Below are 24,989 nucleotides of genomic sequence, written 5' to 3' on the forward strand. Positions count from 1 at the left end.
ATTTAATTTATTTTTAAGGTATCTTAAAATTCATTTTATATAACTTTTACAATAATTTACTATAATCTAAAAAATTTTATAGGAATTTTATATATGAGAATACTCTATATCAGCCTTTTTTTATTACTTTTTAACCAAAGTTTATCTACTTTAAATGCTGAAAACATCGATAATCTTATATTTAAAGAGAAAAAGAGGACAGATCTTGAGCCAAAAAATCATATACAATTTCTAAAAAATCTTTTAAAAAAAAATCAAAATTTTGAAATTAATAATCATCTAATAGCGCTATATTATAAAAAACATGGATTTAAAACTTTTTTTGTTGAAAAAAAGAGTATAAAACCTCTGGCATTTAACCTTTTAAATAAAATAGAAAACGATGAAGTTTTAAAACCCAATATAAAAAACTTTTTTAATTTAGATAATATTCACACTCAAATAAAAAAAGTTCAAAATAACCCAAGCTTAGAAAACCTTATTAACTTTGATTTTCTATTCGTTTCAATTTATCATAAATATATGACTCTTTTGTCAAAAGGCAGTATTGATTGGGAAATATTTAAAGAAGAATTGGAAAAATTAAAAGAAAACAGTAATATTAATACAAATTGGGAAAAATACGATGCCAGAAAAAATATAAGAAAATTATTATATAAAGCTGTCAAAAAAGATGATATATACTCTGCTATAAATGAAGTTAATTACAGTTTTCCAAAAGCCAAAGAGTTAGAAAAAAAGATAAAAGAGTATGAAAAGATTGCTAAAAGCGGGGGATATATCAAAATTCCTAGAGAAAAAAGGGTTTTAAAAAAAGGTCAATACTCTTCTGAAATTCAACTTCTAAGAAAAAGATTATTACAAAGTAATTATATAAAAGCCGATAACTGCATAAAAGAAGAAGAGTTTATTTTCTCAGATGAAACACCTGTTAAAGTAAAAATAGATAAAAATACTGCCTCAATAAATATCAACGACAATTTACAAAAGAATTGTGATAAATATTATGATGAAGAGCTTTATGAAGCTATTAAAGAGTTTCAAAAAGATAATGGCTTAACACAAGACGGCGTTATCGGCAAGAAAACGATAAAAGCTTTGAATATACCTATTGAAGAAAAAATAAAAAAGATGCGTCTAAATCTTGAGAGAATGAGATGGATGCCTAGAAATCTCGGGGAAAAATATATAGTCGTAAATATCCCTGCTTTTAATATGAAAATGTACGAAGAAGATAAAAAAATACTTCAAATGAGAGTAATAGTAGGAGAAAAAAAACACCCTACACCTATTTTCAGTCATAGAATGTCTGAAATCATATTAAATCCATATTGGCGAATTCCCCAAAGCATAGTAAAAAAAGAGGTTATACCCAATTTGGTGAAAAATCCAAACTATCTAAAAGATGAAGATATAAATGTACATGAGAACTGGGATTATGAATCTATTCAATATGATACCACAGGCATTGATTGGAGTATCTTTTTAAACAATGATTTAATAGGAGATGACAAAGAGGCTCCTATGAGATTTATTCAAATACCCGGAAATAAAAATCCTTTGGGAAGAATCAAATTTTTATTTCCCAACAAATACTCCGTATATCTGCACGATACTCCCGCAAAATATCTGTTCAGCCAAAAAAACAGAGCCTTTTCACACGGTTGTATAAGATTATCAAAACCACATGAACTATTAAAAGCTATTTCAAAAGAAGAGAATAAAATAGATTTTGAAAATTCGGAAAAGATATTAGAAGGTAAAAATAGAACAGATATTGATTTAGAGAGAAAAATTCCGGTACATATCGTATATCTTACAGCCTGGGTCAATGATGAAAACAGAGTACAATTTAGAGATGATATTTATGATTATGATAAAATCCAAGAAAAGATATTATTTGACAGAAATTAAACTCTAAGCTCTTTTATCTTCTCTTTAACTGCTCTTATTTGATTCTTTTGTAAATAAAATTTATCTTCTATTAAATACTTCATAAATCTTACTTCGGCGTTGGTAAAACCGTCTAACTCTTTTTCCTTTATGGAAACTTCTTTTTTAGTAAGCCTGACTCTTTTTAGTTTTCCGTTTTGATTTTTGACATAATATACTATATCAAACTCTTTGCTGTTTATTTTTTCAATAGTAATAAAAACATTCTCTATATATTCACTATAAGAAGGAACCAAAGATAAAAACTCTTCATTTTTCATAAAACCTATATAAAGTTTTGTATAAATATCAAAATACAGAGATAATCTTTTTGTCTTAAAAAAATCTATATTTATAAAAGATTGGTTTTTCTTTCTGCATCTTTTAAATATCCACTCTAAAGTTTGAAAATATATAAATTTAGAGTGTTTTACGGTATATGCCTCAATAAATTTTTTATCTTTATATTTTGTTTTGAAACCAGTTTTTTTTCTGTTAAAAACCAGTTTTTTTAATAACTCATCATTTTCCAAATCTTTAGTTATCCATATAGTACAATATGAAGGAAACCTTTTTATACCGATTGAACCTTCCGTTAATACAATTAAAGCTCGAATATGAAGATTTGGAAAAAGAAGTTTTAAGAGTGCATATTTTTTTTCTAGTCTTTTATTTAAACTTACGGTTTTTTTTGAAGTACTCATCTCCACAAAATAAAGAGCATCTTCCGTAAAAAAGAGTGCATCGAATTCGCTTATATCTTTATAATTTGATTTATAAACAATTTGAAGACTTCTATCTATCATCAAACCTGTTTTATAAAATTTGTCTATTCTGTTTTGATGGGGACCTTTTAAAATAAATTGAGTGATACTTTCATTATTTAAAGCATAATCTAATAAAAATTCATAAATTATGTTCTCATAAACTTCACCTTTAAAACTATTGTAAGCAGCCATATTCTCAATAGATATTTTTTGTGTTTCTGATTTTAATAGCGGCTTTATATTTTTTGATGAGTATTTATAGAAAAAAAGATTTTTTTCTATTCTTGATATGTCTAAATTTTTAATTTCTTCTGTTATTTTTAACTGTTGCAACTTACTAAAACTTTCTTTTAAATCCCAAATAAGGCTGATTATATCCAAAGTATTTGATTTTGTAAAGTATAAATTTACGCAAATAAAAATATAATAAAAAGAAAAAGAAAATTTAGTCAAAATGAAACATTTTATTATATTAATATTCACAGTTTTTATTTTTGTAGGTTGTAGTAATAAACATGATTACCAACTACCTTCAGAAAAACAATTTTTAAAACAAAAAGCAAAACAACTCTCTTTGGAAGTGGAATCAATTTCAAAAAATATTGATAAAAAAGAGGCTTACAGCGTAGCGTTAAATGCCCTTGTATATTCAAAATATCTTGCAAAAGAGTATGATGTCAATACTCCTGCTTTATTCCATAACCTTTTAATAAATCTTAATATCAAAAAAAGAGGTTTGTGTTACCACTACGCAAATGATCTTTTAGAATATTTAAAAACAAAAAAATATAAAACCTTCAAATTTGAAAAAGTTGTATCAAGCCCTAATCAATATTTTGAACATACAAGTATAATAATTACAAGAGAAGATATAGAGTTTAGAGACAGTATTGTTTTAGATGCCTGGAGAGATACGGGAAATCTATACTTTTCAAAAGTAAAAGATGATAAAAGATATGATTGGGAGCTGAAATAACAGCAAAAGCCAAAGGCTTTATACTGTCTGTTTTTTTATTTTTTTAATATTAAATACCATTAAAAGAGAGACTATCAAAGCAATTATAAAAAAGCCTGCAAAAACATATAAAGTCTGTGCATAACTTCCCGTTATATCTTTAACGATTGAGATAATAAGCGGTCCTACAAGCCCCGCTGCCGCCCATGCAGTTAAAATATATCCATGAATTGCTCCGAGCTCTTTTGTTCCGAAGATATCTCCTATATAAGCAGGAATTGCGGCAAAACCTCCTCCGTAACAAGTCATTATAAAATATAAAACCACTTGAAAAACTACTATTTCACTAATTGACGGCAACATATAAAACGCTACAATTTGAGTTATAAAAAAGATAACATAAACAGCAGGTCTGGTAATAATATCGGAAATTGAAGCCCAGACAAGTCTTCCTGCACCGTTAAATATTCCCATTAATCCCACAGCTGCCGCAGCTGCAATTGCAGAAACTCCCATAACCTCTTGTAGAAGCGGTGATGCCACACCGATAATTGCAATTCCACAAGTAATATTTATAAAAAGCATTATCCAAAGACCGTAAAATCTCGGTGTTTTTACAGCCTCTTTCAAAGTTAGATTCTGTAAATCTTTTTTTATCTTCTTTTTACCCTCTTTTACTTTTTTCTTAAATTTTTCCGGCATATATCCTTCTTGCGGTTTTTGAAGATATAAAGCAGATAAAAACATAATCACAAAATAACTAGCACCCAAAATAAAAAAAGTATTTGAAATACCGACACTTTCAATTAATATTTTAATTGTAGGTCCCCAAATAGCAGAAGCAAAACCAAATCCCATAATTGCAAGACCTGTTGCCATTCCTCTTTTATCGGGGAACCATTTTACCAAAGTAGAAACAGGTGAAATATACCCTATTCCCAAACCGCAACCGCCTAAAACCCCGTAAAAGAAGTATAGAAGCATTTTTGATTCCATTAAAATTGCAAGACCGGAACCTATTGTTCCTAAACCAAATAAAGAAGCAGCAATAATAGCAGAGACTCTAGGTCCGTTTTTTTCAACGAATTTTCCCATTAAAGCAGCCGAAAGACCTAAAAAGAAAATTGCAATACTAAAAGAGATTGTGACATCCGTTAAACTCCAAGAAAGCTTTTCCTGAATAGGTTTAACATATACACTCCAAGCATAAACCGAACCGATACAAATATGTACACCGACAGCAGCAAGTGCCATAAGCCAACGATTTTTTTCAATCATTATTTTCCCCTAAAAAAAATTAGATTGGGATTTTAACAATTTTTTTTGATAATTAGCTAAAATATTTTTTATTTAATATGAACTAAGTCTAAACTTAGTTCATATCATGACAAGCAGCAGTAAAAACAACATCGGTTGAAGAGTTTAATGCTGTTTCCATTGAATCTTGAATTACGCCTATAATAAACCCCGTAGCAACTACTTGCATTGCAATCTCATTTGAAATACCGAATAAAGAACACGCTAAAGGAATTAACAGTATTGATCCTCCTGCAACACCTGAAGTACCGCAGGCTGCCAAACTAGAAACAATACATAATAAAAATGCCGTTCCCAAATCAACATTTATGCCTAAAGTATTAACAGTAGCCAGAGTTAATACAGTAATAGTAACTGCTGCTCCTGCCATATTTGTTGTTGCTCCAAGAGGAATTGATATAGAATAAGTATCTTCATGCAAACCTAGTTTTTTACATAAATTTAAATTAACAGGAATATTTGCCGCACTGCTTCTAGTAAAAAAAGCAGTTATTCCGCTCTCTTTAATACAAGTAAAAACCAAAGAATAAGGGTTCTTTTTTGTTTTTATAAAGACTATTAAAGGATTTAAAATAAAAGCTATTACAAGCATAGTTCCTACTAATACAACAATTAACTTAGAGTACGTCATAAGAGTTGCAAAACCGGTTTTTGCAAAAGTTCCCGCAACTAACCCGAATATTCCAAAAGGAGCAAGCCTTATAATAAATTCAACAATTTTAGTAACTCCGGCAGAAATATCAAAAAAGACTTTTTTGGTCTCGGCAGAAGTACTGTGCATAGCAAAACCAATTGCAATAGCCCAAGCTAAAACACCTATAAAATTCCCCGTTAAAAGAGCGTTAATAGGATTATCTACAACATTAAACAAAACACTTTTTAAAACTTCAATTATACTACTTGGAGGATTTAAAGTTTCACTGCTAGTTTGTAAAAAAACTAAAAAAGTAGGAAACATAAAACTTATAACTACAGCTAACATAGCCGATAAAAAAGTTCCTATCAAATATAAAAGAATAATAGGTTTAATCTTAGTTTCAACACCAACCTCTTTACTAGCTATTGCTGAAGCTACCAATACAAATACCAAAATAGGAGCTATTGCTTTTAAAGCTTTTACAAATAATGTACCCAATATCGATAAAGAAATTGCCATCTCTTTTGAGATCAAAGAAACAGCAACTCCTAAAACAATACCTATAAAAATTTGTAAAACTAAATTTGCGCGGGCAAATTTTAAAATAACATTTTTTAAATTCATACTTAATCCTAATAATTAAATTTTCAGATTAAGATTTTATCAAATATTTTATAAAACAAAGTTATATTAAAATTTCATAAAAATCATATATTTATTTCTTTATTCTCTTAAAAACCAAGTTTTTTAAACTTTTTTCATCATTATTTGAAGGAAATTCATCTAAATTTGATAATCTTTTTACAAAAGCAAATTTCGGTGCATTTTTAGCAAAAAGCTCTTTTATAAAGTTTGTATCAAGTTCAGGTGCATTTAGACAAGATAAAACTACGCAGTTATCACTTGCTAATTCATCTAATCTCTTTATTATCTTCTCATAATCTTTTGTTGCGGCAAAACTTCCTTTTTGAAAAGACGGTGGGTCAATTATTATAATATCATAAGGAGCTTCTTTTCTTATTCTGCTCCATGACTTTAAAATATTATATGGAAAAAATTTTACTTTTTTTGTATCCAAATCATTGATACGATGATTTATTCTTCCTATATTTAAAGCATTTTTTGCCATATCGACATTTATTACTTTTTTTGCATCTGAACTAACGGCACAAACGGAAAAAGCACAAGTATAAGAGAAAAGATTTAAAATATTTTTGTTTTTTGCAATTGATTTTATAAACTCTCTTCCCCTTTTCATATCAGGAAAAATTCCTATATTTTTATTTGAAAAATTTATTAAATATTTTAAACCGTTTTCAAAAGCAAACTCTTCTTCTTTTAAAGTTCCGTAAATAATTTTACAAGGAGCATTTTTTAAAAATCTTTCTTGTACGACAAAACTCTTAAAATCATATCTTATAGCAATCTCTTCTAAAAGTTTTTCAATATCCTCTTGAAAATCATTTTTTTCATAAAATTGTGCAAAAAAGATTTTATCAATACTATCAACTGTTAAATAGGAAAAATCATCATAAAAATTCCCTCTACCGTGAAAAACTCTTCTATACTCAATATCTTTGTTTTTTAGATTACTCTCAATAACCAATTTTAAATCATCTAAATTCACTATCTAACCTTAAAATTGAAAATATTGATAATAATAACATTTACATAGAAAAAACAAACTTATTGTTAATATTATAAATAAAGAGGGAGATCCCTCTTTATTTCGGTTGTTTAAAGATTGTCAAAGAAGGTGCCTCTTTAGTATATTTTTCAATATTTACTAAGGCTGTATTTGAACTATTTCCCATTGCCAATTCTGAGGTAGGAATATCTTTTGTCAGAAGATTTGCTGAACCGTTTTTACAAAGAGTTCCTGCTTCTGCTTTTGTTTCAGGATCATACCAAGCTCCTTCTTGTACTCTTACAACTCCGTCTTTTAAATAATCAGTTACAATTGCTCCTGTTAATATTTGTCCTCTATCATTAAATACTCTTACAATATCGCCTGATTTAATACCTTTTCTTTTTGCATCTTGTGTATTAATCCAAATCGGTTCTCTATTTGATACTGCATATTTTTTTCTTAGACTTGTATTATTTAATTGAGAGTGTAATCTATGGCTTGGATGTGGAGAAATTAGAGCAAATTCTGCTGTTTTATTTTCCATACCGACCCACTCTACAGGTTCAAACCATGTTGGATGGGCTTTACAATCTTTATAATTCATTTTTTCAATTGTTTTTGAATAAATCTCTATTTTTCCCGACGGAGTTCCAAGGGGATTTAAAATTGGATCTTCCCTAAAATCCGCATATCTGACAAATTGAGTATTTTCATACGGTGCTTCAAAAGTAATCGGCTGATTTTTCATCCAAAAAGTTTTGAATGGCGGTATAGGCATATTCATTTTTTCAGCTTGAGTATATGCTCTATTATAAAACTCTTCTATCCATTGCATTTCAGTTTTATTTTGAGTATATTTTTCAAACACCCCAAACTCTTTTGAAAGATCACTGAAAATTTGATAATCATCTCTTGCTTCATACTGTTTTTTAACTGCTTGTTTCATAGGAACAATATTTAAATTTGAATAATCTCCCGTTACGGTAATATCATTTCTTTCATAACTTGTTGTTACAGGCATTACAATATCTGCCATTCTGGCTGTCGGTGTCCAAAAAGCTTCATTTACAACGACCGTTCTAGGAACTTTCCATGCTTTAATTAAAGTATTTGTATCTTGATGATGCACAAAGGGATTTCCACCCACCCAATAGATAAAATCAATTTCGGGATAAGTGATTTTTTTACCGTTAAAATCAATTGTTTTACCAGGATTTAGAAGTGCATCTGCAATTCTGGCAACAGGAAATGAATATTTGGCAGCATTTTTTAACCAAGCTGCACCTCCTTGCTCTTTTGAAGTAGATACATTGGCTGTTATTCCACCTATAATTGCACTTTTTGCTGTAGGAACTCCTCCGTTTGAATAATGATAAGAGAGTCCAAAACCACCCCCTGGCAAGCCGATTTGTCCTAAAACAGAAGCAAGAGTTACAAGCATCCAGTGAGGTTGTTCTCCATGATGGGCTCTTTGCATTCCCCAGCCTGACATTAGCATCGTTCTATTATCATAAAATAGATTTGCCAACTCTTCAATTGTTTTTTTATCAACTCCGCAGATTTTTGCCGCCCAAACTGCATCTTTTACAATACCATCCTCTTTTCCGTATAGATATTCTTTAAATTTATCAAACCCTTCTGTATATTCATCTAAAAAATCAGGATCATATTTTTTTGCTTCTAATAAAGTATGTACCATCCCCATCATCATTGCGACATCTGTATTAGGATTTGGAGCAATCCATTGAGCATTTAAATATTCGCAGGTTTCTGTTTTAAAAGGATCTATACAAATAATTTTTTTGCCTGATTTTTTTAACTCTTCAAAATATTTGAATCCGTTTTCATCACTTGAAGTCCAAGCAAGTTTCAAAGTCGCAATAGGATTTGCTCCCCAAATTACAACTACTTTTGAATGTTCTAATACGACAGGCCATGATGTTTGTTGTTCATAAACTTCAAGTGTTCCTAAAACATGAGGCATTATTACTTGTGAAGCACCGGTTGAATAATCACCTACTGTTCCCGTAAATCCACCTGTTGCAGTCATAAATCTATGCAATAACACTCTACTGTTGTGAACATTTCCACTGCTTTTCCATCCGTAACTTCCTGCAAAAACTCCTTTTGCACCTTTCTCTTTTCTTGTTTTTTTAAGCTCTTTTGCTATTAATTTAATAGCTTCTTTATATGAAACCCGAACCCATTCGTCATTACCTCTTAGTTGCGGTTTTGGATTATCAGGATTGTTTAAATAAGATTTTCTAACCATCGGATATCTAATTCTATCCTCGGCATATACTAAATCCTCTGTATAATATTGTAAAGAATTTTCAATATCCGAAGTTTTTTGATAAGGTTCGGATTTTATTACTTTCCCCTCTTTAATAGTCAGTTTTAACATACCCCAGTGAGCAGCAGTTAAAATTTCTCCGTTAAGAACTAATTTTGTAGAAAACTTTGTAATCACACTTGCAAGCAATTCTCCTCTTTTTGTGATGGCATCAACAAAAGGAACAGCTGTAAAAAGTGCAGCAACTCTAATAAAACTTCTTCTTTTTTGATCTATATTTTTCATCTTATTCACCTTTCATATCTTTTGCATGTTTTTGTAAATATTGAGTAACTAAATATCTGTCTTGTTTTTGGATTGCAGTTCTATTTACCATGGCTTTAAACATACTTGGCCATTGATTAGCGGTAAATTCATTGACAGGATGTGCAGGATGGCAGATTGAACAGTTATTTTTAAAAAGTTCTTGTGCTTTTGAATATAAAGAATCCAAATCTTTTGTCAGATTACTATTTTTCGTATAAGCTGTTAAAACAACTTTTTCCCACTCTACTGCATTTTCATCTTTGCTGCTTGATATTTTTTTAATATCAAAGTTTCCACTTTTACTTAAACCTGCAACTAGGATTCTTTTTCCTTTGACAAAATAGATAGCAGTTGAAACTCCCGATTTCATATAACCTTCCATTTCAATTTTTACTCTATTGCCTTTTTTTTCTAAGATTTTTACTTCTGAAGTAGGAAGAAGTCTTCCTTTTCTTGTAGTGCTATCTGAAGTTTCAAATAAGTTTTTGACGGAGCTGCTGTACATAATTTCACTCCCGTACAAAGATATACTTAATAATGAAACCCCAAAGATTATGCTCTTTTTCATATTAAATCCTTTATCTTTTCTTAATTTTTTAAATTATAAAAAAATTAAAGGTTAAAATAGTTGGAAAATTGTGGCAAAAAAATGGCTTTTGCCGTTTATTTGATTTTTATAGTAAATAAGGCTCCGTTTTCAATATTTTTTACATTTACAAAACCTTGCATATTGTTCTCTATAATCATTTTTGTCATATAAAGACCGATTCCCGTTCCTTGTTTAGCATGTTTTGTCGTAAAATAGGGTTCAAATATTATATCTATATCCTCAAGTTTTATTCCTCCTGCATTATCGGATATTTTTATAACAGTAAATTTTCTACCCACTTTAATACTTATTTTTATCTTTGGGTCTTTTATTTTTCTAGAGACAAGAACATCTTTTGCATTAGATATAATATTTAATATTGCATGGGAAAATTCACTTGAATAACCGTTAATAATATTATCATCTTGAACATCAAAAATTAATTTTATTTTATTGTTAGTCAAAGAAGCATTAATAATAGATAAAGCTTTTTTACAGGCACTAAGTACGGAAAAATCCTCTTTTTTCTTTGATGGTTTAAAGAAATTTTGAAAATCGCTTATAGTCATGGACATATGTTCCGTAACTTGGTTACAAATTTTAATACTTTCTAATAAATGTTCTTTATTTAACTTGCTGTACTTTGTAATAGTTTCTACTTCCATTAAAACAGCATTAATCTCGCTTATAGGTTGTCTCCACTGATGGGCTATATTTCCAATCATTTCTCCCATTGCAGCTAATTTTGATTGCTGCATCATTAGTTTTTCCTGATTTGTTCTTTGAGTAATCTCTTCTTTGATTTTGTTTTCCAAACTGTCAATCACTTCATTCATCACGTTTTTTAAAGTATTTAACTCTTTTGATTTCCCTTCCTCTTTTAGCCTGTTCCCGAATTTTCCCTCTTTTAGATTATCTAAAGTTAAAGTTGCTTCATGAATAAGTTTATAATCATCATGTAAATTCTCTTTTATTAATTTAACTTTTTTATTTATAGCTTCACTCATTAAGCCTAATTCATCTTTGCTTTTTATATCTATATGATGCAGTGTCTTTTTATAATCAGTCGGACTGTTTAAATAATCGAAAAACTTTTCCAAACCTTTTTGTATTGTTTCTATATTTTTTACTAACTTCATAATAACTGTAATATCAAGAATTAAACCGATTAGACCGATAATAAGTACTCCGATTAAAATATAAAAATTATTATTATCTACGCTTTTTTTAAGTTCAAATATCTTTTTTTCTGAACTTTTCAGTTTTTCATTTTGAATACCTTTTAATTGATTAATTAAATCATAAAAACTATCTCTTTCTACAGTTGAAGTATTCATAAAAGCACCTTCATCAAACCCTTTTAATGAATATTCTCTTGTTTTTAAAGCAATTTTTTTATAATTTTCCCAATATTTACTGTCAAGATATAAATTTTTTGAAAACTTTCCATCTAGACTATTTATCATTGGTAATATTTTTTTATCTATATCATTTTTATAATCATCATTTGGAGAGATAACTAAAGAAAGAATCATTTCACGTAAGATATATAACTCTTCTATATATAAAGTTTGTATTTTTTGCGTATCTTGAAAATTAATAACTACACTATTTGAATTTTTAAAACTCTCTTGGTTTATTTTCAAAGCTAACCAGCCAATAAAAAGCAAAGAAAGAAAGGCGATAAACCCTAAAATTAGAAACTTTTGACGAATTTTAAGATTATTCATATTTTACCCTTATGGGATAAAAATACTTTAATCTCTCTTTTGGTAACTCTTTTTTTCTAACTGACCAATGATAAGGCGTTATTTGTGCATTCCAAAGGGGAAATATCGCCATTTTTGAAGGCTTGTAAACTACTTCTTTATTTAATGCCAAAACAATATTTGCCGAAGGCAAAACCAGAGTATATGCTTTATCATAACTATAAAGTAAAAGCTTATTTACTTCTTTTTTAAATTCTTTAGAAGAGATATCAAGTTTAAATAGTTTGTGAAATTCTTTATCTAAAAACTTATCTTCTAAGATTGAACTCCAACCTGACTGGGGATAAAGGGTGAAGAAACCTGTCCAAGGGTGCCCGTTCCAATCCTCATCCCCCCAAATAAGTAAATCCCAATCATAACTTTTTTCTTTGTTGTCAAAAAGCCTTTTTAATACGACCTTTTCATCACTTGTAATAAAATAATTTAATTTTACTCCATATTTTGATAATTGATACTCTATACCTTTGCATATAAACATAAATCTGTCTTGTGTTACGACTTTTAACTCTAAGCCGTTTAAAATAGATTTCAACTCTTTTTGGGAGAATCTCGGTTTCCTGTTTAAATATTTTTTTGATATTTCTTTAGAATAATAAGCATTTGAAGATAATAGAAACGGAGATATTTTAGCTTCATTTTTAAAAACAAATTTTATTAATCTCTCTTGATCAATAGCGTCATTTAAAGCCTGTCTAACTTTTTGATTCTTCAACTTGGAATTCTTTTTTAATAAATTCATATGCACAAGAAAAGTTCCGTTTGACGGAGAGATTAACAATTTAGCATATTTAGAGTTTACGATTTCCGTTTTTTTATCAAAAGGAATATATGCAATATCAAGTTCACCCTCTTTTTTTGAAATTTTATCAATAACCTCTTTATTTGTCAGTTGAGTATAGATTGTGATTTTTTCTACATAAGGTTTGTTTTTCTCAAAGTAATATGGATTTGCCTTTAAAACTATTTTTTTACTTTGTGTTAATCCTGTGGCGTATCCTTCTTCTAAAATATAAGGTCCTGCTCCGTATAGACCTGCTGCTTTCGTATTTTGAGCAGTATAACTTGGTCTCCAATTATATTTTTTATAATAATCATTTGTGTAAAAGTTTATTACACATAAATCATTTAGCAACATTCCATAGGGAACTTTCAGATGTATTCTTATTTTATATTCATCTACTTTTTCTACATAATCCAAAGCATTATGAATATTACTATATAAAAAAGGTCCTTTTATAAAGTGTTTAAAATTTTCAACTACAGAATCTGCGTTAAACGTTGAACCATCTTGAAATTTAACATCTTTTCTCAGCCAGAAATCATAAGTTAAAGCATCTACTTTTTTATGCTTATAGGCCAAATAATATTCCCAACCCTTATTTGAATCACTTAATCTGACTAATGTTCCGTTTATTAAACTTAAAATATTAAAATATGGAAGAGTAGGCATATATACTTTTAAATGTGAACTTTTTATTCTCTGTTTTATTGCAATATCTTTTGAGTTATCATGCTCGTAAGATATAGGGTTGGAAGAAAATAGAAAGCTTATTGTAAGAATAAGTGCAAAAAAAATCTTATGCAACTTTATAACCTATCCCCGAAAGATTTATAATAAAATCCTTCGGCAGCTTTTTTCTTAAATTTCTAATTAAAGATCTTAAAGCGTTATCAGTCATAACATTATCCTGCCAAACTTCATTTTGTAATTGTTCATAAGAAGTAATAGTGTTGATATTTTTAAAAAGCAACTCTAAAAACAGAATCTCTTTTTTTGTTAAAGAAATCAATTTATCTTTATGTAACAATATTTTTTGATTCCAATCATACTCATAATCATCAGGCAACTTTTTTAAATTTTTTGAGTTTTCAAATAATTTTTGACAGTGAACTAAAGCATCAATAAGTTTTTCTAAATTTATAGGTTTTACTATATATTTTTCTATATGCATATCAATAAGTTCAAAAAGATACTTTTCACTTGTATAAGCTGTAACGACGACAATACAAATATCACTGTTATCTTTTCTAATCTCTTTTATAAAGTCTACTCCGTTCATATCCGGCATTTCCAAATCCGTTATAATCAAATCGGGAGTAAAGGTTTTTAACTTTTCTAACGCCTCAATACCATTTGATGCTTCTTCTACTTCTGCAACTATATAAGACAAAGAAGAGACTGTTTTCTTTCTAATAAGTTCTTCATCCTCAACAAATAAAATTTTTAATTGTTTTAAGACTTTATTTGACATAATTTCCACCTCAACAAATAATACAATTTATTTAAACTCATACATTTTTATATTAACAACTTCATACTCAAAAAAGTTGCCGTTTATTTGAAACTCGAACTCTTCATTAATCCTTTTTCCAAAGAGAGCTCTTCCTAAAGGAGATTTATTGGAGATTTTATTCTCTTTTGGATTTGTTTCAAAAGTTCCTACAAGTATATACTTATATTCTTCATTTGATTCTAAATTTAAAAGTTTTATTTCAGAACCGAAGTTAACTCTGTCGTGGGGAATTTTTGTTGTATCTATTACTTTTGAGTTATTTATGATTTTATCTAAAAATCTGAGTCTTTTATCAAGATTACGTATCATCTCTTTTGCCGAGATGTATTCTGCATTTTCACTTCTGTCGCCAAATTGGGCAGCTATCTCTTTTTGCTTTACCCAATAAGGTTTTTTATTTTCTAAGAGGTCTTTAAATTCATCTACTATTTTTTTATATCCAAACTGTGTTATTAACTCTTTTTGCATAAAATATTATAGTCAAAAAAGTTTGAATAAATAGTCAAAAACAGTATTAAACTGCTCCCATTAGTTGTTTTGAACTCTCTCCTACAAAAGTTAACATTTCATCGTAAGTTTTTGAGCTTTCTTCAACATTAGTATCTAATAACTCATCATACAAGGTTTCTATTTTTTCTTCTTGTTTTTTTAATCTTTTCATATCGCTTTTTTCAAGGTCAGCCAAATCCAAAAGTTCATTCCAAACAGAACTTTCATCAAGAGGGAAAGCGGTAAATTTTATTCCTTCATACTCAAAAGTTCCGGCTTTTTCCAAATCTGTTACATATAAAAGATATAAACCTTCAGAAGTAAAAAAATCTTTATATTTTTCAACCATCGGTGCTAAATGGTGAAAGCTCTCTAATTCGCAAGTTAAAAATTTGATTTTTTCAGCTTCACTGATAATAATAACCTGTTTTGCTTGAATTTTAGGCGGAAGTTTTCTATCAGGAGAAATTTGTTTCCCCGGCTCAATTATCAATGCACCTCTGTACCCGTAAGTATCGTTACTTAAATCACCACTGAAAGATGGTTGCCACGCTAGTTCGTTCTCTTTTATAAACTCGATAGGAGTTGCCATTTTAATTCCTTGTAATATAGTATTGGAATTTTAAATGCAATTACTATTCCTCTATAAAAAAGTTTTAAAGACTACATTTTTTTATATTTTTTAGTTACCCTTACAAAATCGTAGAAATCACTTAGCATTAAGTAACGAATTTGTATATCTTCAAATTTTTTATGAACTATTTCAAGACCTTCATTGAAAAGTTTTACATCTTCAATAAATTCACTTGGATACTCTAATTTCTCCTCTTTTATTTGAGGGAAACACTCCATAAATTTATAAAAAAGTCTATTTACTTTTTCTTTATCCTCTTTTGTAGGATCTTTTAAAAATCCTTTTAACGTTTCAAACTCTTGACAGATTTCAATTAAACACTTGTGCATGAATCACTACTTTGGCAAGTTCCAATCTCTTTTTTCGTATCTATTTCAAGATTTAAGGCTTTATTTAATTTGGGTATATCAAAGCCGCAAATTTTTATATCATTTACTTGAATTAAAGGTCTTTTTATCAAAAGAGGCTCTTTTATCATAAGTTCAACTAACTGCTCTTTTGTCAGTTTTTTTATATTTATTTCACCGCTTTTAATCTTAGGAGCAAATTGATTTACAATCTGTTCTTTGCTTAAATCTTGAAAAAAACTGTTTAAAGTCTTTATATCCCAATTTGTTGAGAGCATAGATTTAACTTCAAAATCAACTCCGTTTGCACTTAAAACCTCTTTTTGTTTTTTATTTCCTGCACATCCCGGTTTTTCATAGAAAGTAACACTTTTTTTTACGTAAAACATCTCTTCTCCTTAATCCATATATGGAATATCCAAATTTGCATCTCTGTCACTGGCAGTAAAATCAAAATCACTGTCAACTAGCAATTTATCAAGATTTTTTTCAATAACTTTCATCTGTAGTTTATGATAATTGTTATTTATCATATTCTTTTTTATCTCTACTTTATAAAAGCCCAAAATTATGGGGTGGATATTTTTTTGATTTATTACTATTTCATCTAAAAAGGCTTTTAATCGGGAAATATCATATTCATCTATTTTTTTTAATTTTCTAACTAAATTTCTTACAAACTGTTTGGGATGGTAACCTTCACTCATATATAAAAGCTTTGAAGCTGCATAAATATCGGCATCTTGTTCTGAATAATTATATAAATATCTAAAATGATCACATACAATTTGTACGTATTTCGGATAATGTTTTAAAACAAAAACCAACTCTTTTAGATCTCCGTCGATTAAAACTTGAAATAAAGTAGCCGTTCTTTTTTCTATTTTATCCCAGTGATTTCCAACCTCTTTAAACTCACCTAAAAATCTGTCATAAGTTTCTAAATCATAATTTTCTTCCATTAAACTTTATATGCAAGATTTATACCTCAAATTGCAGTAGTTTTTGGGAAAAGAGCCATTTCTTTAAAATCTTTATATTTTTATCTATCAAAGAGTTTTTTATACAAAACTCTTCAAAATATTTCAATGCCTTATCTCTATTATTTTCAAGACAATATTTACTTAAATCTACCACATCTATATTATTAAAGAGCCAAACTCCCATTGGATTGTTTTCTGTTATAACTACCTCGTTTGGATATATAAATTTATCTTTTAATATCCCCTCTTCTTCAATTCTAGGCACTTTTTTTAGCTCTTTTTCATCTTTTGGCCAAGTTTGTCTTTTTTGCCAAAAGTTTGTTTTATATCTGCTTTCAAGATTGTAAAACTCTTTTCCTACTTTTGAGAATTTGTTAAAAATAAACTCTACTCTTTTTTTATAAAAGCTTTTTGCTGTTTCACTATTTTGAGGAAAGTTTAAAATCGTATTTATAACATACGGAGCAACACTTGCCATACTTAAAGCTTGAAATGCACCGTTTCCAGACAAAGGGTCAATACTTGAAGCACTGTCTCCTACAAGTAAAAATTTATCGGAAACTATTGTTTTATGTATTTTGCAAAAAGAGTCTCTTTTTACCAATTTTTTTACGGGTTTTGATCCTTCTAAACTCCAAAGATTTAATGATTGTTTATTGATATACTCCAACATTTGTTGAAAATTTGAGATTTTATTTGCCGCTTCTTCATCACAGGTAAATTGAATATAACCTTTTTTTTCTCCTATATAAGCTTGCCAAATCCAACCGTCTTCTACCGAATCAATAGAAGTTTTACTCTGAACTGCATTTGGCATTTCTAATTCTTGAAGCAAAGAAAAACTCTTAGGGCCGTTTATATACTCATCTTTAAAAGGAGTAAATCTTCCTCTGGCATCAACTATAAAATCAGCTTCTGCTTCAAAAGTTATAGAATCTTTTTTATATAAAATTACTGCTTTTTTTTCTAAAAATTTTGTATTTTTAACAACGCTTGCTTTTATACATTTTATTTTAAACTCTTTTGCATCCAAAATCAAAGCTTCGTCCAATAAGACTCTTGATACAACAAATTCATAATTTACTTTATTTTGAGTTTCTCCCCAGTTTGCATTTCTTAAAGATTGTTTTTCAAGAAGATTAGAAGCATTTTTACAAGCATTTAAAAGAAGCCCCTCTTTTGTTTTTTGGCTGAATCCTTCATAAGCGCTAAAAGCTCTCTTTTTATAAAAAATTGTTACGTCAAATCCCAACTTTTTTAAACCCATTGCAGTAGTTACTCCTGCAATTCCTCCACCTAATACAAAAATTTTTTTCATATTTTGTATCCTTTTTTTATACTGTTTAAAGCCTCTTCTTTTGAAAATCCTTTAGTTAAATAATCACAAAAAACTTTTGTAAACTTTGCAACTGCTACACTCGCTCCCGCAACTTCTCTTTCATTTGAAGAGGGATTTGCTCCAAAAAGAGAACTTTTTTCATTTAAAACTCTTATCTCAAAATCTTTACATCTTCCGTCTGAAGTTACGGCAATAACTTCATTGTAAGAAGCAGGAAAAACAAATTCATGCCCACTTCTTGGAAAAGAGGAGATTAAAGTAGTACCTTTTTGAACAAAATAGCTGCAAATATTCTGTAACTCTTGATAATTTGACAAAAGACCTAAACTCATACTTATAACATCAACTTTTTTATCTGATAAATATTCCAAAGCTTTATATAAATAGTGAGCGGAAACACTATGATTTTGTTCAAAAACTTGAACATCGTAAATATTTATTTTATTGTTTTGTGCAAGTATTGAGCCGATAACGTCTCCGTGTTTTAATACAACTTGTTCTTGTTTGGTATAAATTATCTCTTTGTTTAGCTGTTTTATTGCAACTTTGTCAAAAGTTTCAAAAGAACAACCGCTGTCAATAAGTCCTACATAAATATCTTTTGACACTCTAACTCCTTTTTATTTTTTTATCTTCAATAGTGTAAACAAAATCAAAAATATCAAGCATATCAAGTTGATGGGTTATAACAATTACGGTCATGTCCGAAAAAAGTTTATCTATATTTTCAAAAAACCATTTCGTATCCTCTTTGTCAATAGAAGAAGTAAACTCATCCAAAATTACGATTTTAGGTTTTAAAAGTAAAATTCTTGCCAAAGAGAGTCTTTGTTTCTGCCCTACGGATAGATTTCTCCCTGCTTCAATTAATCTGCTATCTAAACCGTTTTCTAAGCTTTTATACCAATCATACATCTTAACTAATTTTAGAACATTTATAATTTTTTCATCTTCGATATTTTTATTTGATAGAAGTAAATTCTCTTTTAATGTTCCGTCAAACATTACGGGAATTTGCTCCATTTTTACAATATAATCAGCTATATTTTTTATATTTTTCTCTACGATATTTGTTGATCCTATAAAAATTTCTCCTGATGTTGGATTTTCTATTGAACACAAAAGATCCGTAAGTGTACTTTTTCCTTTGCCGTTTTTACCTATTAAGGCTATTTTTTGATTCTCTTTAATATCTAAATTTATATCTTCAAAAATTCTATTTTTATTATAAGAAAAAGATAACTTTTTAACTTTTAAATCATAATTTTGTCCATCAAGAGAAGTTGCATTCTCTTCTTTTTTGGGCAATATTTCAGAAACCCGTTTTAAACTTACTTTTACTTTGGGAATATTATTTAAAATTCCCAAAACAGTATGAACAGGAGATAAAAGCATCCCGAAATAGGTTAAAAATGCTACTAATTCACCGATTTTAAGTTCACCTTTTATTGTTAAATACCCACCGTAAGCTAAAATAATAGTTTTTCCAAGAAGTGAAATCAAAGCAGGTATTTGGGTAAAAACAATATTTAATTTTTTATTTTTTATAACTGTTTTTTTATACTCTTCTTGAACATCATCCAAACTGTTCAAAATAAAATTTTGTGCCCCTAAAGTTTTAAAAAAAGTGAGATTTTGTAAACTCTGAACAAAAAATTTTGTAGTATCTGAAGTTTTTTCTCTCATATCTTTTGTGCTGTTATGCATATATTTATAAAGCGGTTTTACGCACATAAACTCAATGGGAAGAAAAACAAGAATAAGCAACATAAGTTTGATATTATATGAATAGATTATACAAGAGATTATAATCAAACTTAAAAATGTAGAGAAAAGTGCTAAAAAAGAGTCCGTAAAAAATCTTTGAAGTTCATTTATATCCCCCTGTACTCTTGTCATCAAATCGGCAGAATGAAAAGTATTTAAAAAACTCTTTTTATGTAAAAAAAGTTTTTTAAATACTTTTTGCCTAAAAGTAAATAAAATATTCATTGAAAAATTTGTATAAAATATTTCATTTACACTTCGAATAGAAATTAAAATCAAAGCAAGAAAAAAAGAGAGTCCAACTAAAATATACAATAAATAAAGATTTTGTTTTATCAAAGCATTATCAATTATATTTTGAATAATATAGGGTTGAAAAGCCCCTCCAAGAGATACGATAATAGAAAAAATAAAGATTGTAAAAAATCCTCTCTTATTTTTCTTTAAGAGAGGATATAAAATTTGCGTAATTTGATTTTTCATCTTGTTTTAGTTGTTATGAAAAACTTGTAATGCAGCAGATCCCATATCTCCGGGCAAATATACATTACCTAGTTTTTCTAATTTGTCTGCCGAATAAATAGCAATATCATTTAAACAACTTCCCAAATATACTTTTTTGGCATCTAGTGAAAAAGCAACACTGTAATAAGTATGATCTAAAACAACTCTTTTTAAAACTTTTTTATTTTTTAAATCAAATTTTGTCAAATCATTTAATGAACCAAAAGCAATATTTCTGTCAACAGGGCTTCTCATTATAGTAAACATTAAAGTTTCATAATCCGTAAATTCAAATTGTTCTATTTTGTTTGTATTCAAATCTACACTTGTAACTCCCCAGTACCAACCTATATCCTTACCCTCTTTATCATACTTTTCGGCATAATAAAGTGTTGAGAAATCACCTTGTTGTTGTCCAAGTATATAGTTTCCTGCCGAATCTGGATCAGAATAATCTTTTTTACCCCAATTTAAGATTTTTTTAGCAACTTTTACCTCTTTTGTTTTTGGATTTATAGTATACAAAGCTGAACCTATACCGTAAATTGTTCCGTCTTTTGCAACACTGATTAGTGTCATTTGTCTAGGAATTTTAAAACTTGTTACAGGTTTTGCATTTACTCCGTCAGATACTTTGAAAGATGAAAACATAGGACTAAGTACCGTATATCTGTCTGTTTCCATTTTTGTTCTGTTGTATATAGTATAAACTTTTTTGCTATCCTCGCTTACGGCTAGTCCTGCTAAAGTTTGTCCTTTTATATTATCTTTTGTTAAATTTGCATGAAAAACTTTTTTACAAGTGGTTATATCGTAACCGCCTATTTCTTCTCCATATCCTCCTATTACAAAAGCATATTTGTTATTTGGAGCTAAAACAATACCTCCCGGAGAAAATCTTTCATCAATTTTACAAGTATTTGCGACTTTTTTCTCTTTTGCATCAATTAAAACAATATTATTAGGTCTAGTTTCAGTTACTATATAATCTCTATTTGGCTTAAGTTTGATTTCATCGGCACTTAAGGATACAGAACTTGAAGCTATTAATAGTGTGCAAAGAAGTCCGTTTTTTAATCTATTATTTAACATACTTTTTTATCTCCTTAAAGTTTTGGATATACATTATCAAGTTCTCGCCACTTGTCTTTACTTGATGCCGATTTATCTGCCCAGTTTTTATAACTTGATGAAGTGTCGGGAACTTGTGTCGGCCACCAACAAGGATCGGAACAACCGTAAAGGTCTGCTTCCATAGGTTGGCATAAACTTGCAATTCCACCTTCATCGTCTACTTCCCAGCCAGGATCAAAAGTCGTAACACAACCTACAACACTTGACATAGCCAAGACTTCATCTTTATTGCCATTTTCAATTCCATCACTTAAAAGTTTTGCTTTCGGTGTTAATGGTTTAAAATGTTTCATTTTCTACCCCTTTATTTGTTAAAAATTTATCAAAAAAATCAGGATTGTTTTCTCTGATTTTTATATATGCAACTGTTACAAAATCAATCCACTCTCTCAAAGTATCGCAATATTGATGACCTTTGATTTCAGGTGATTTATTTTTTATATAGTTTTCATGGTAACAGCCGCCTGCACATAAATATCTTGCTCTGCAACTTTGACAGTCAGAATCTTTTTCATTTGCTCTGTTTTCCAAAAACTTTGACAAAGATTTTTTATCCAAGCCTTCTTCTACACTTCCAAAAGACTGAAAATCTGAACCTGTAAATCTATGACATAAATCAATATCTCCTTTATAAGAGACTGACAATAACCCTACTCCGGCTCCGCAAGGAAGTCTTTTTTTTCTTCCTTCATGAATATCCATAATAGTTCTGTGAATATTTGAAAAACCGTTAAGTTTTCCTTTTATTGCATTTTCTATATAGTGTTCTCCCAGAATTTTAAACTCATCGAATACTTTTGCCTGTTCTTGAGAAGTTAAATTGAAAAATTCGTTTTCTCCCGAAGTTACGGGGGCAAAACCTATCTCTTTGAATCCAAGCTCATTTTTAAGATGATTCCAGATCTCTAATACATCTGCTACTCCTCTTGTCAAAGTAACTCTTGCAGGAACAATTCTATCTTTGTAAACACTTAATAAAGTAGAAAGATTTTTTACGACACTTTGATATGTTCCTTTACCGTTTTCAAAAACCCTTGTTTTATCATGCAGTGCTTTCGGTCCGTCAATACTGATTGTTAGATCAACTCTGTTTTTATACATATACTCAATAATATCTTTAGTAAGCAAAGTTCCGTTTGTAGTCATTGCATAACCGATATTCAGACTTTTTGAGCCGAAAAACTCATTTGCATACTCAATAATCTGTTTTATCAAAGGAAGATTACTTAAAGGTTCTCCTCCAAAAAAAGTAATTGAATAATTTTTTAAATCAGGAGATTCTTTGAAAAAGAGATTTATAGCATCTTTTGCCATTTCAAAACTCATATTCCCGCTGTTTTTTAAAGACGTTAAATCCTCTTTATAACAGTAAGTACAACTTAAATTACAACCTGAAGTAACATTTAAAACCAAAGCTTTTGCAGGAAACTTTTCAACTTTTACAGGTTTTTCTCTAAATTGATTTCCTACAAGATTCAAACTCATAAACTCTTTTAAAATCTCTTTATCTTCAAGAGTCAATTCTTCATTGTTTTCCAGTTTAGATAAGACTTCATCACTACTTTTGGATAGTTCAAAAACCGAAGAACTAGGCACATGGAAAATATATTTGTTGTTATTCACTTCCAATCTGTTATAATTTACTCTTAGAAGAGGATAATTTTTTATGTCCATTTTCATAATTTATTCTTTTTATTAATTAATCGGTGGATTAACAAATTTAGGAACCGTAACTATCAAATGAGATTGAGCTTCTAATTTTTTGTTATTTTCAATATAAGTTGCCGTAACTGTTAAATTACCCACATTGTTAGCCATTAGTTTTCTAGTTGGATTATATCCCCCTTCACTTGGAGTAAATAACCCCGTATATCGGTCAATACTTCCCGCATACATAATATCTCTGTCCTCTTTTGCTTGTTCATCATATGGTTTCATATTCCATAAAACAGGCAGTTGTGAAAGTTTTATATCATCTGCTGTACCTTTTTTACCGTCAGCACCGTTACTAAAACCTATTGCCTCAAATTGAGTAAACTCTTTTTTTATCTTTTCAGTCTCTTCACCGTATCTTGCTATTGCATAATCGGGAGTTATTTTCATATAATCGATTTTATTGTATGCAGCTATAGCATTTTTAACTACAATATCACCTATTTTCAGATCATATGCTTTTGTGTCCGATATATTTTGTGCAACAACTTCAATTTCAATTCTATTTTTAGTTGAAGAGATTTGATTTATTACTTTAATATTTTTAGGTAAATCAATACTTTTAGGTAAATTTGAACCTACAATTACAAGCTTTGTTTTTTCTCCTGCTTTTAATGCACTAGGATATATTTTTGTAATATATGTCACTTCTTTATTATCTGAAACACCTTTTAAAGAGGAACCGATTTCATGATGCAAAGTTTCATATAAACGACCTTCTATGATTGATTCTTTAGGATTTATATGAAGTATTTGTTGAAATCTTTTATTGTTATTATCTTTTAAAGATACTCTTAATTCACTTCCTGAATATAATATTGCTTTTCCTTCTGCTTTAAAAGTTTTTCCATTTAAATAAGAGGCTTCATATATCGCTTTATAACTCTCATCATTTTCTTTTTCCAAACTTAATGTAGCGGTAAAATCACCGTCAAGAGAGTTGTGTCCGTAAAAAGTCCAAGAAGAAGGAAGAGTATAATCTTTCATTGAGTTCTTATATTCAATCCATTTTTTTGATTGAAGACCGTATGTTTTTTCCAAATAAGGAACTAACTCTTTTTGTGCGATTCCAAACCAATCTCTGTCTCTTGCTTGAGCTTGAATTTCAAATGAGATAAATTGTCCAACATGAAAATTAACCAATCTATCCCATTCACCCTCAGTTCTTCTTTGCAGACCGATTCTTGCATTTGAGTGGCATCTTATACACATTTCACTCAACATTGTATCAGCTTGAGCTTCCTGAAAATTCGGAGTTTTATCTAAAACATACTCAAAAGGCTTGATTTCATCGGGTGTTAAACCTTGATTATCGGAAAGATATTTAATTACATTCTCTTCCTCTTGAGTGCTTAAAGATAAACCATGTAACCTTTGCATTCTACTTACTGTCATATACCACCCTTCAGGGGTTTTTCTTTGATCTGATATACGACTTAAACCATCTTCTATCGCTCCTGTATGACAGGCAGTACATTTAGTATCGATTACCTTTGCACCCATATTCGCATCAACAGCAAATAGTGACATTGAAGATAAAAGAAAACCTAAACCTAGTTTAGACAAATTTGTAGAGTTCAACTTTGCTCC

At 29.1% G+C, this 24,989-nt stretch carries 23 protein-coding genes; 2 read left to right on the forward strand and 21 right to left on the reverse strand.

What is annotated here, in order from left to right; translation table 11 throughout:
* Positions 1 to 93 precede the first annotated feature (93 nt).
* Complete coding sequence (locus AANAER_RS08975) at positions 94 to 1,914, forward strand: L,D-transpeptidase family protein (RefSeq protein ID WP_129080943.1); 1,821 nt, start codon at positions 94 to 96, stop codon at positions 1,912 to 1,914.
* Here the strand turns inward: AANAER_RS08975 and AANAER_RS08980 are convergent.
* Positions 1,911 to 3,032 carry a hypothetical protein gene (locus AANAER_RS08980; protein WP_129080944.1) on the reverse strand — a complete coding sequence of 374 codons (1,122 nt, stop codon included), beginning with the start codon at positions 3,030 to 3,032 and terminating at the stop codon, positions 1,911 to 1,913. The genes AANAER_RS08975 and AANAER_RS08980 overlap by 4 nt on opposite strands.
* 121 nt (positions 3,033 to 3,153) lie before the next feature.
* Between AANAER_RS08980 and AANAER_RS08985 the strand changes: the two genes are divergently transcribed.
* Positions 3,154 to 3,675 (forward strand): hypothetical protein, encoded by a 522-nt coding sequence (locus AANAER_RS08985; protein WP_129080945.1) that lies wholly within the window; start codon positions 3,154 to 3,156, stop codon positions 3,673 to 3,675.
* A gap of 18 nt (positions 3,676 to 3,693) precedes the next feature.
* Here AANAER_RS08985 and AANAER_RS08990 read toward each other — a convergent pair whose 3' ends face one another.
* The 20 genes from AANAER_RS08990 to peaA all read right to left on the reverse strand — a co-directional run bounded on the left by AANAER_RS08990 (position 3,694) and on the right by peaA (position 24,980).
* On the reverse strand, positions 3,694 to 4,932 hold the full coding sequence (locus AANAER_RS08990) for an L-lactate MFS transporter (RefSeq protein ID WP_129080946.1): 1,239 nt from the start codon (positions 4,930 to 4,932) through the stop codon (positions 3,694 to 3,696).
* Between the two features lie 94 nt (positions 4,933 to 5,026).
* A complete protein-coding gene (gene sstT, locus AANAER_RS08995) occupies positions 5,027 to 6,232 on the reverse strand; it encodes a serine/threonine transporter SstT (protein ID WP_129080947.1) in 1,206 nt (401 codons plus the stop codon).
* 91 nt (positions 6,233 to 6,323) lie between these two features.
* Complete coding sequence (locus tag AANAER_RS09000) at positions 6,324 to 7,235, reverse strand: class I SAM-dependent methyltransferase (RefSeq protein WP_129080948.1); 912 nt, start codon at positions 7,233 to 7,235, stop codon at positions 6,324 to 6,326.
* A 97-nt stretch (positions 7,236 to 7,332) separates the two neighbouring features.
* Complete coding sequence (torA, locus tag AANAER_RS09005; RefSeq protein WP_129080949.1) at positions 7,333 to 9,816, reverse strand: trimethylamine-N-oxide reductase TorA; 2,484 nt, start codon at positions 9,814 to 9,816, stop codon at positions 7,333 to 7,335.
* A 1-nt stretch (position 9,817) separates the two neighbouring features.
* A complete protein-coding gene (locus AANAER_RS09010) occupies positions 9,818 to 10,405 on the reverse strand; it encodes a cytochrome C (protein ID WP_129080950.1) in 588 nt (195 codons plus the stop codon).
* Between the two features lie 95 nt (positions 10,406 to 10,500).
* Entirely contained in the window at positions 10,501 to 12,156 is a 1,656-nt protein-coding gene (locus AANAER_RS09015) for a sensor histidine kinase (RefSeq protein ID WP_129080951.1), read from the reverse strand.
* Positions 12,149 to 13,780, reverse strand: a complete 1,632-nt coding sequence (locus AANAER_RS09020) for an ABC transporter substrate-binding protein (RefSeq protein ID WP_129080952.1) — start codon at positions 13,778 to 13,780, stop codon at positions 12,149 to 12,151. The genes AANAER_RS09015 and AANAER_RS09020 overlap by 8 nt, the downstream gene beginning before the upstream one ends.
* A complete protein-coding gene (locus tag AANAER_RS09025) occupies positions 13,773 to 14,447 on the reverse strand; it encodes a response regulator transcription factor (RefSeq protein ID WP_129080953.1) in 675 nt (224 codons plus the stop codon). Before AANAER_RS09025 ends, AANAER_RS09020 begins: the two co-directional genes overlap by 8 nt.
* 27 nt (positions 14,448 to 14,474) lie before the next feature.
* Positions 14,475 to 14,957, reverse strand: coding sequence for a GreA/GreB family elongation factor (locus tag AANAER_RS09030; protein WP_129080954.1), 483 nt, complete (start codon positions 14,955 to 14,957; stop codon positions 14,475 to 14,477).
* A gap of 46 nt (positions 14,958 to 15,003) precedes the next feature.
* Positions 15,004 to 15,570: a hypothetical protein gene (locus AANAER_RS09035; protein ID WP_044418371.1), complete on the reverse strand. Its 567-nt coding sequence runs from the start codon at positions 15,568 to 15,570 to the stop codon at positions 15,004 to 15,006.
* A gap of 71 nt (positions 15,571 to 15,641) precedes the next feature.
* Complete coding sequence (locus AANAER_RS09040; protein ID WP_044418369.1) at positions 15,642 to 15,941, reverse strand: hypothetical protein; 300 nt, start codon at positions 15,939 to 15,941, stop codon at positions 15,642 to 15,644.
* The gene (locus AANAER_RS09045) at positions 15,926 to 16,348 is read right to left on the reverse strand and encodes an ArsC/Spx/MgsR family protein (RefSeq protein WP_129080955.1); all 423 of its coding nucleotides are present in this window, start codon (positions 16,346 to 16,348) and stop codon (positions 15,926 to 15,928) included. Before AANAER_RS09045 ends, AANAER_RS09040 begins: the two co-directional genes overlap by 16 nt.
* Positions 16,349 to 16,357: 9 nt before the next feature.
* Positions 16,358 to 16,921: a hypothetical protein gene (locus AANAER_RS09050; RefSeq protein WP_129080956.1), complete on the reverse strand. Its 564-nt coding sequence runs from the start codon at positions 16,919 to 16,921 to the stop codon at positions 16,358 to 16,360.
* A 19-nt stretch (positions 16,922 to 16,940) separates the two neighbouring features.
* Entirely contained in the window at positions 16,941 to 18,260 is a 1,320-nt protein-coding gene (gene qhpG, locus AANAER_RS09055; RefSeq protein ID WP_170218436.1) for a flavin-dependent monooxygenase QhpG, read from the reverse strand.
* Positions 18,257 to 18,889: a subtilisin-like serine protease QhpE gene (gene qhpE, locus AANAER_RS09060; protein WP_129080958.1), complete on the reverse strand. Its 633-nt coding sequence runs from the start codon at positions 18,887 to 18,889 to the stop codon at positions 18,257 to 18,259. The genes qhpG and qhpE overlap by 4 nt, the downstream gene beginning before the upstream one ends.
* A gap of 1 nt (position 18,890) precedes the next feature.
* Positions 18,891 to 20,531, reverse strand: a complete 1,641-nt coding sequence (locus AANAER_RS09065; protein ID WP_129080959.1) for an ABC transporter ATP-binding protein — start codon at positions 20,529 to 20,531, stop codon at positions 18,891 to 18,893.
* Positions 20,532 to 20,537: 6 nt separating this feature from the next.
* Positions 20,538 to 21,644 carry a quinohemoprotein amine dehydrogenase subunit beta gene (peaD, locus tag AANAER_RS09070; protein WP_129080960.1) on the reverse strand — a complete coding sequence of 369 codons (1,107 nt, stop codon included), beginning with the start codon at positions 21,642 to 21,644 and terminating at the stop codon, positions 20,538 to 20,540.
* Positions 21,645 to 21,658: 14 nt separating this feature from the next.
* Positions 21,659 to 21,979 (reverse strand): quinohemoprotein amine dehydrogenase subunit gamma, encoded by a 321-nt coding sequence (gene qhpC, locus AANAER_RS09075; protein ID WP_044418360.1) that lies wholly within the window; start codon positions 21,977 to 21,979, stop codon positions 21,659 to 21,661.
* Positions 21,966 to 23,366 carry a quinohemoprotein amine dehydrogenase maturation protein gene (gene peaB, locus AANAER_RS09080; RefSeq protein ID WP_228135607.1) on the reverse strand — a complete coding sequence of 467 codons (1,401 nt, stop codon included), beginning with the start codon at positions 23,364 to 23,366 and terminating at the stop codon, positions 21,966 to 21,968. The genes qhpC and peaB overlap by 14 nt, the downstream gene beginning before the upstream one ends.
* A 15-nt stretch (positions 23,367 to 23,381) precedes the next feature.
* Complete coding sequence (peaA, locus tag AANAER_RS09085; protein ID WP_129080961.1) at positions 23,382 to 24,980, reverse strand: quinohemoprotein amine dehydrogenase subunit alpha; 1,599 nt, start codon at positions 24,978 to 24,980, stop codon at positions 23,382 to 23,384.
* Positions 24,981 to 24,989 lie beyond the last annotated feature (9 nt).

Source organism: Halarcobacter anaerophilus (assembly GCF_006459125.1).
GTDB lineage: Bacteria > Campylobacterota > Campylobacteria > Campylobacterales > Arcobacteraceae > Halarcobacter > Halarcobacter anaerophilus.

Excerpts from the sequence above, each read along its gene's own strand:
- qhpG (WP_170218436.1), bottom strand. The coding sequence starts at position 18,260 with ATGAAAAAAATTTTTGTATTAGGTGGAGGAATTGCAGGAGTAACTACT.
- AANAER_RS08990 (WP_129080946.1), bottom strand. The coding sequence starts at position 4,932 with ATGATTGAAAAAAATCGTTGGCTTATGGCACTTGCTGCTGTCGGTGTA.
- sstT (WP_129080947.1), bottom strand. The coding sequence starts at position 6,232 with ATGAATTTAAAAAATGTTATTTTAAAATTTGCCCGCGCAAATTTAGTT.
- peaB (WP_228135607.1), bottom strand. The coding sequence starts at position 23,366 with ATGAAAATGGACATAAAAAATTATCCTCTTCTAAGAGTAAATTATAAC.
- peaD (WP_129080960.1), bottom strand. The coding sequence starts at position 21,644 with ATGTTAAATAATAGATTAAAAAACGGACTTCTTTGCACACTATTAATA.
- AANAER_RS09015 (WP_129080951.1), bottom strand. The coding sequence starts at position 12,156 with ATGAATAATCTTAAAATTCGTCAAAAGTTTCTAATTTTAGGGTTTATC.
- AANAER_RS09045 (WP_129080955.1), bottom strand. The coding sequence starts at position 16,348 with ATGTTTTACGTAAAAAAAAGTGTTACTTTCTATGAAAAACCGGGATGT.
- AANAER_RS09030 (WP_129080954.1), bottom strand. The coding sequence starts at position 14,957 with ATGCAAAAAGAGTTAATAACACAGTTTGGATATAAAAAAATAGTAGAT.
- qhpC (WP_044418360.1), bottom strand. The coding sequence starts at position 21,979 with ATGAAACATTTTAAACCATTAACACCGAAAGCAAAACTTTTAAGTGAT.
- AANAER_RS08985 (WP_129080945.1), top strand. The coding sequence starts at position 3,154 with ATGAAACATTTTATTATATTAATATTCACAGTTTTTATTTTTGTAGGT.
- AANAER_RS09035 (WP_044418371.1), bottom strand. The coding sequence starts at position 15,570 with ATGGCAACTCCTATCGAGTTTATAAAAGAGAACGAACTAGCGTGGCAA.
- AANAER_RS09050 (WP_129080956.1), bottom strand. The coding sequence starts at position 16,921 with ATGGAAGAAAATTATGATTTAGAAACTTATGACAGATTTTTAGGTGAG.
- AANAER_RS09065 (WP_129080959.1), bottom strand. The coding sequence starts at position 20,531 with ATGAAAAATCAAATTACGCAAATTTTATATCCTCTCTTAAAGAAAAAT.
- AANAER_RS09025 (WP_129080953.1), bottom strand. The coding sequence starts at position 14,447 with ATGTCAAATAAAGTCTTAAAACAATTAAAAATTTTATTTGTTGAGGAT.
- AANAER_RS08975 (WP_129080943.1), top strand. The coding sequence starts at position 94 with ATGAGAATACTCTATATCAGCCTTTTTTTATTACTTTTTAACCAAAGT.
- AANAER_RS09010 (WP_129080950.1), bottom strand. The coding sequence starts at position 10,405 with ATGAAAAAGAGCATAATCTTTGGGGTTTCATTATTAAGTATATCTTTG.
- torA (WP_129080949.1), bottom strand. The coding sequence starts at position 9,816 with ATGAAAAATATAGATCAAAAAAGAAGAAGTTTTATTAGAGTTGCTGCA.
- AANAER_RS09040 (WP_044418369.1), bottom strand. The coding sequence starts at position 15,941 with ATGCACAAGTGTTTAATTGAAATCTGTCAAGAGTTTGAAACGTTAAAA.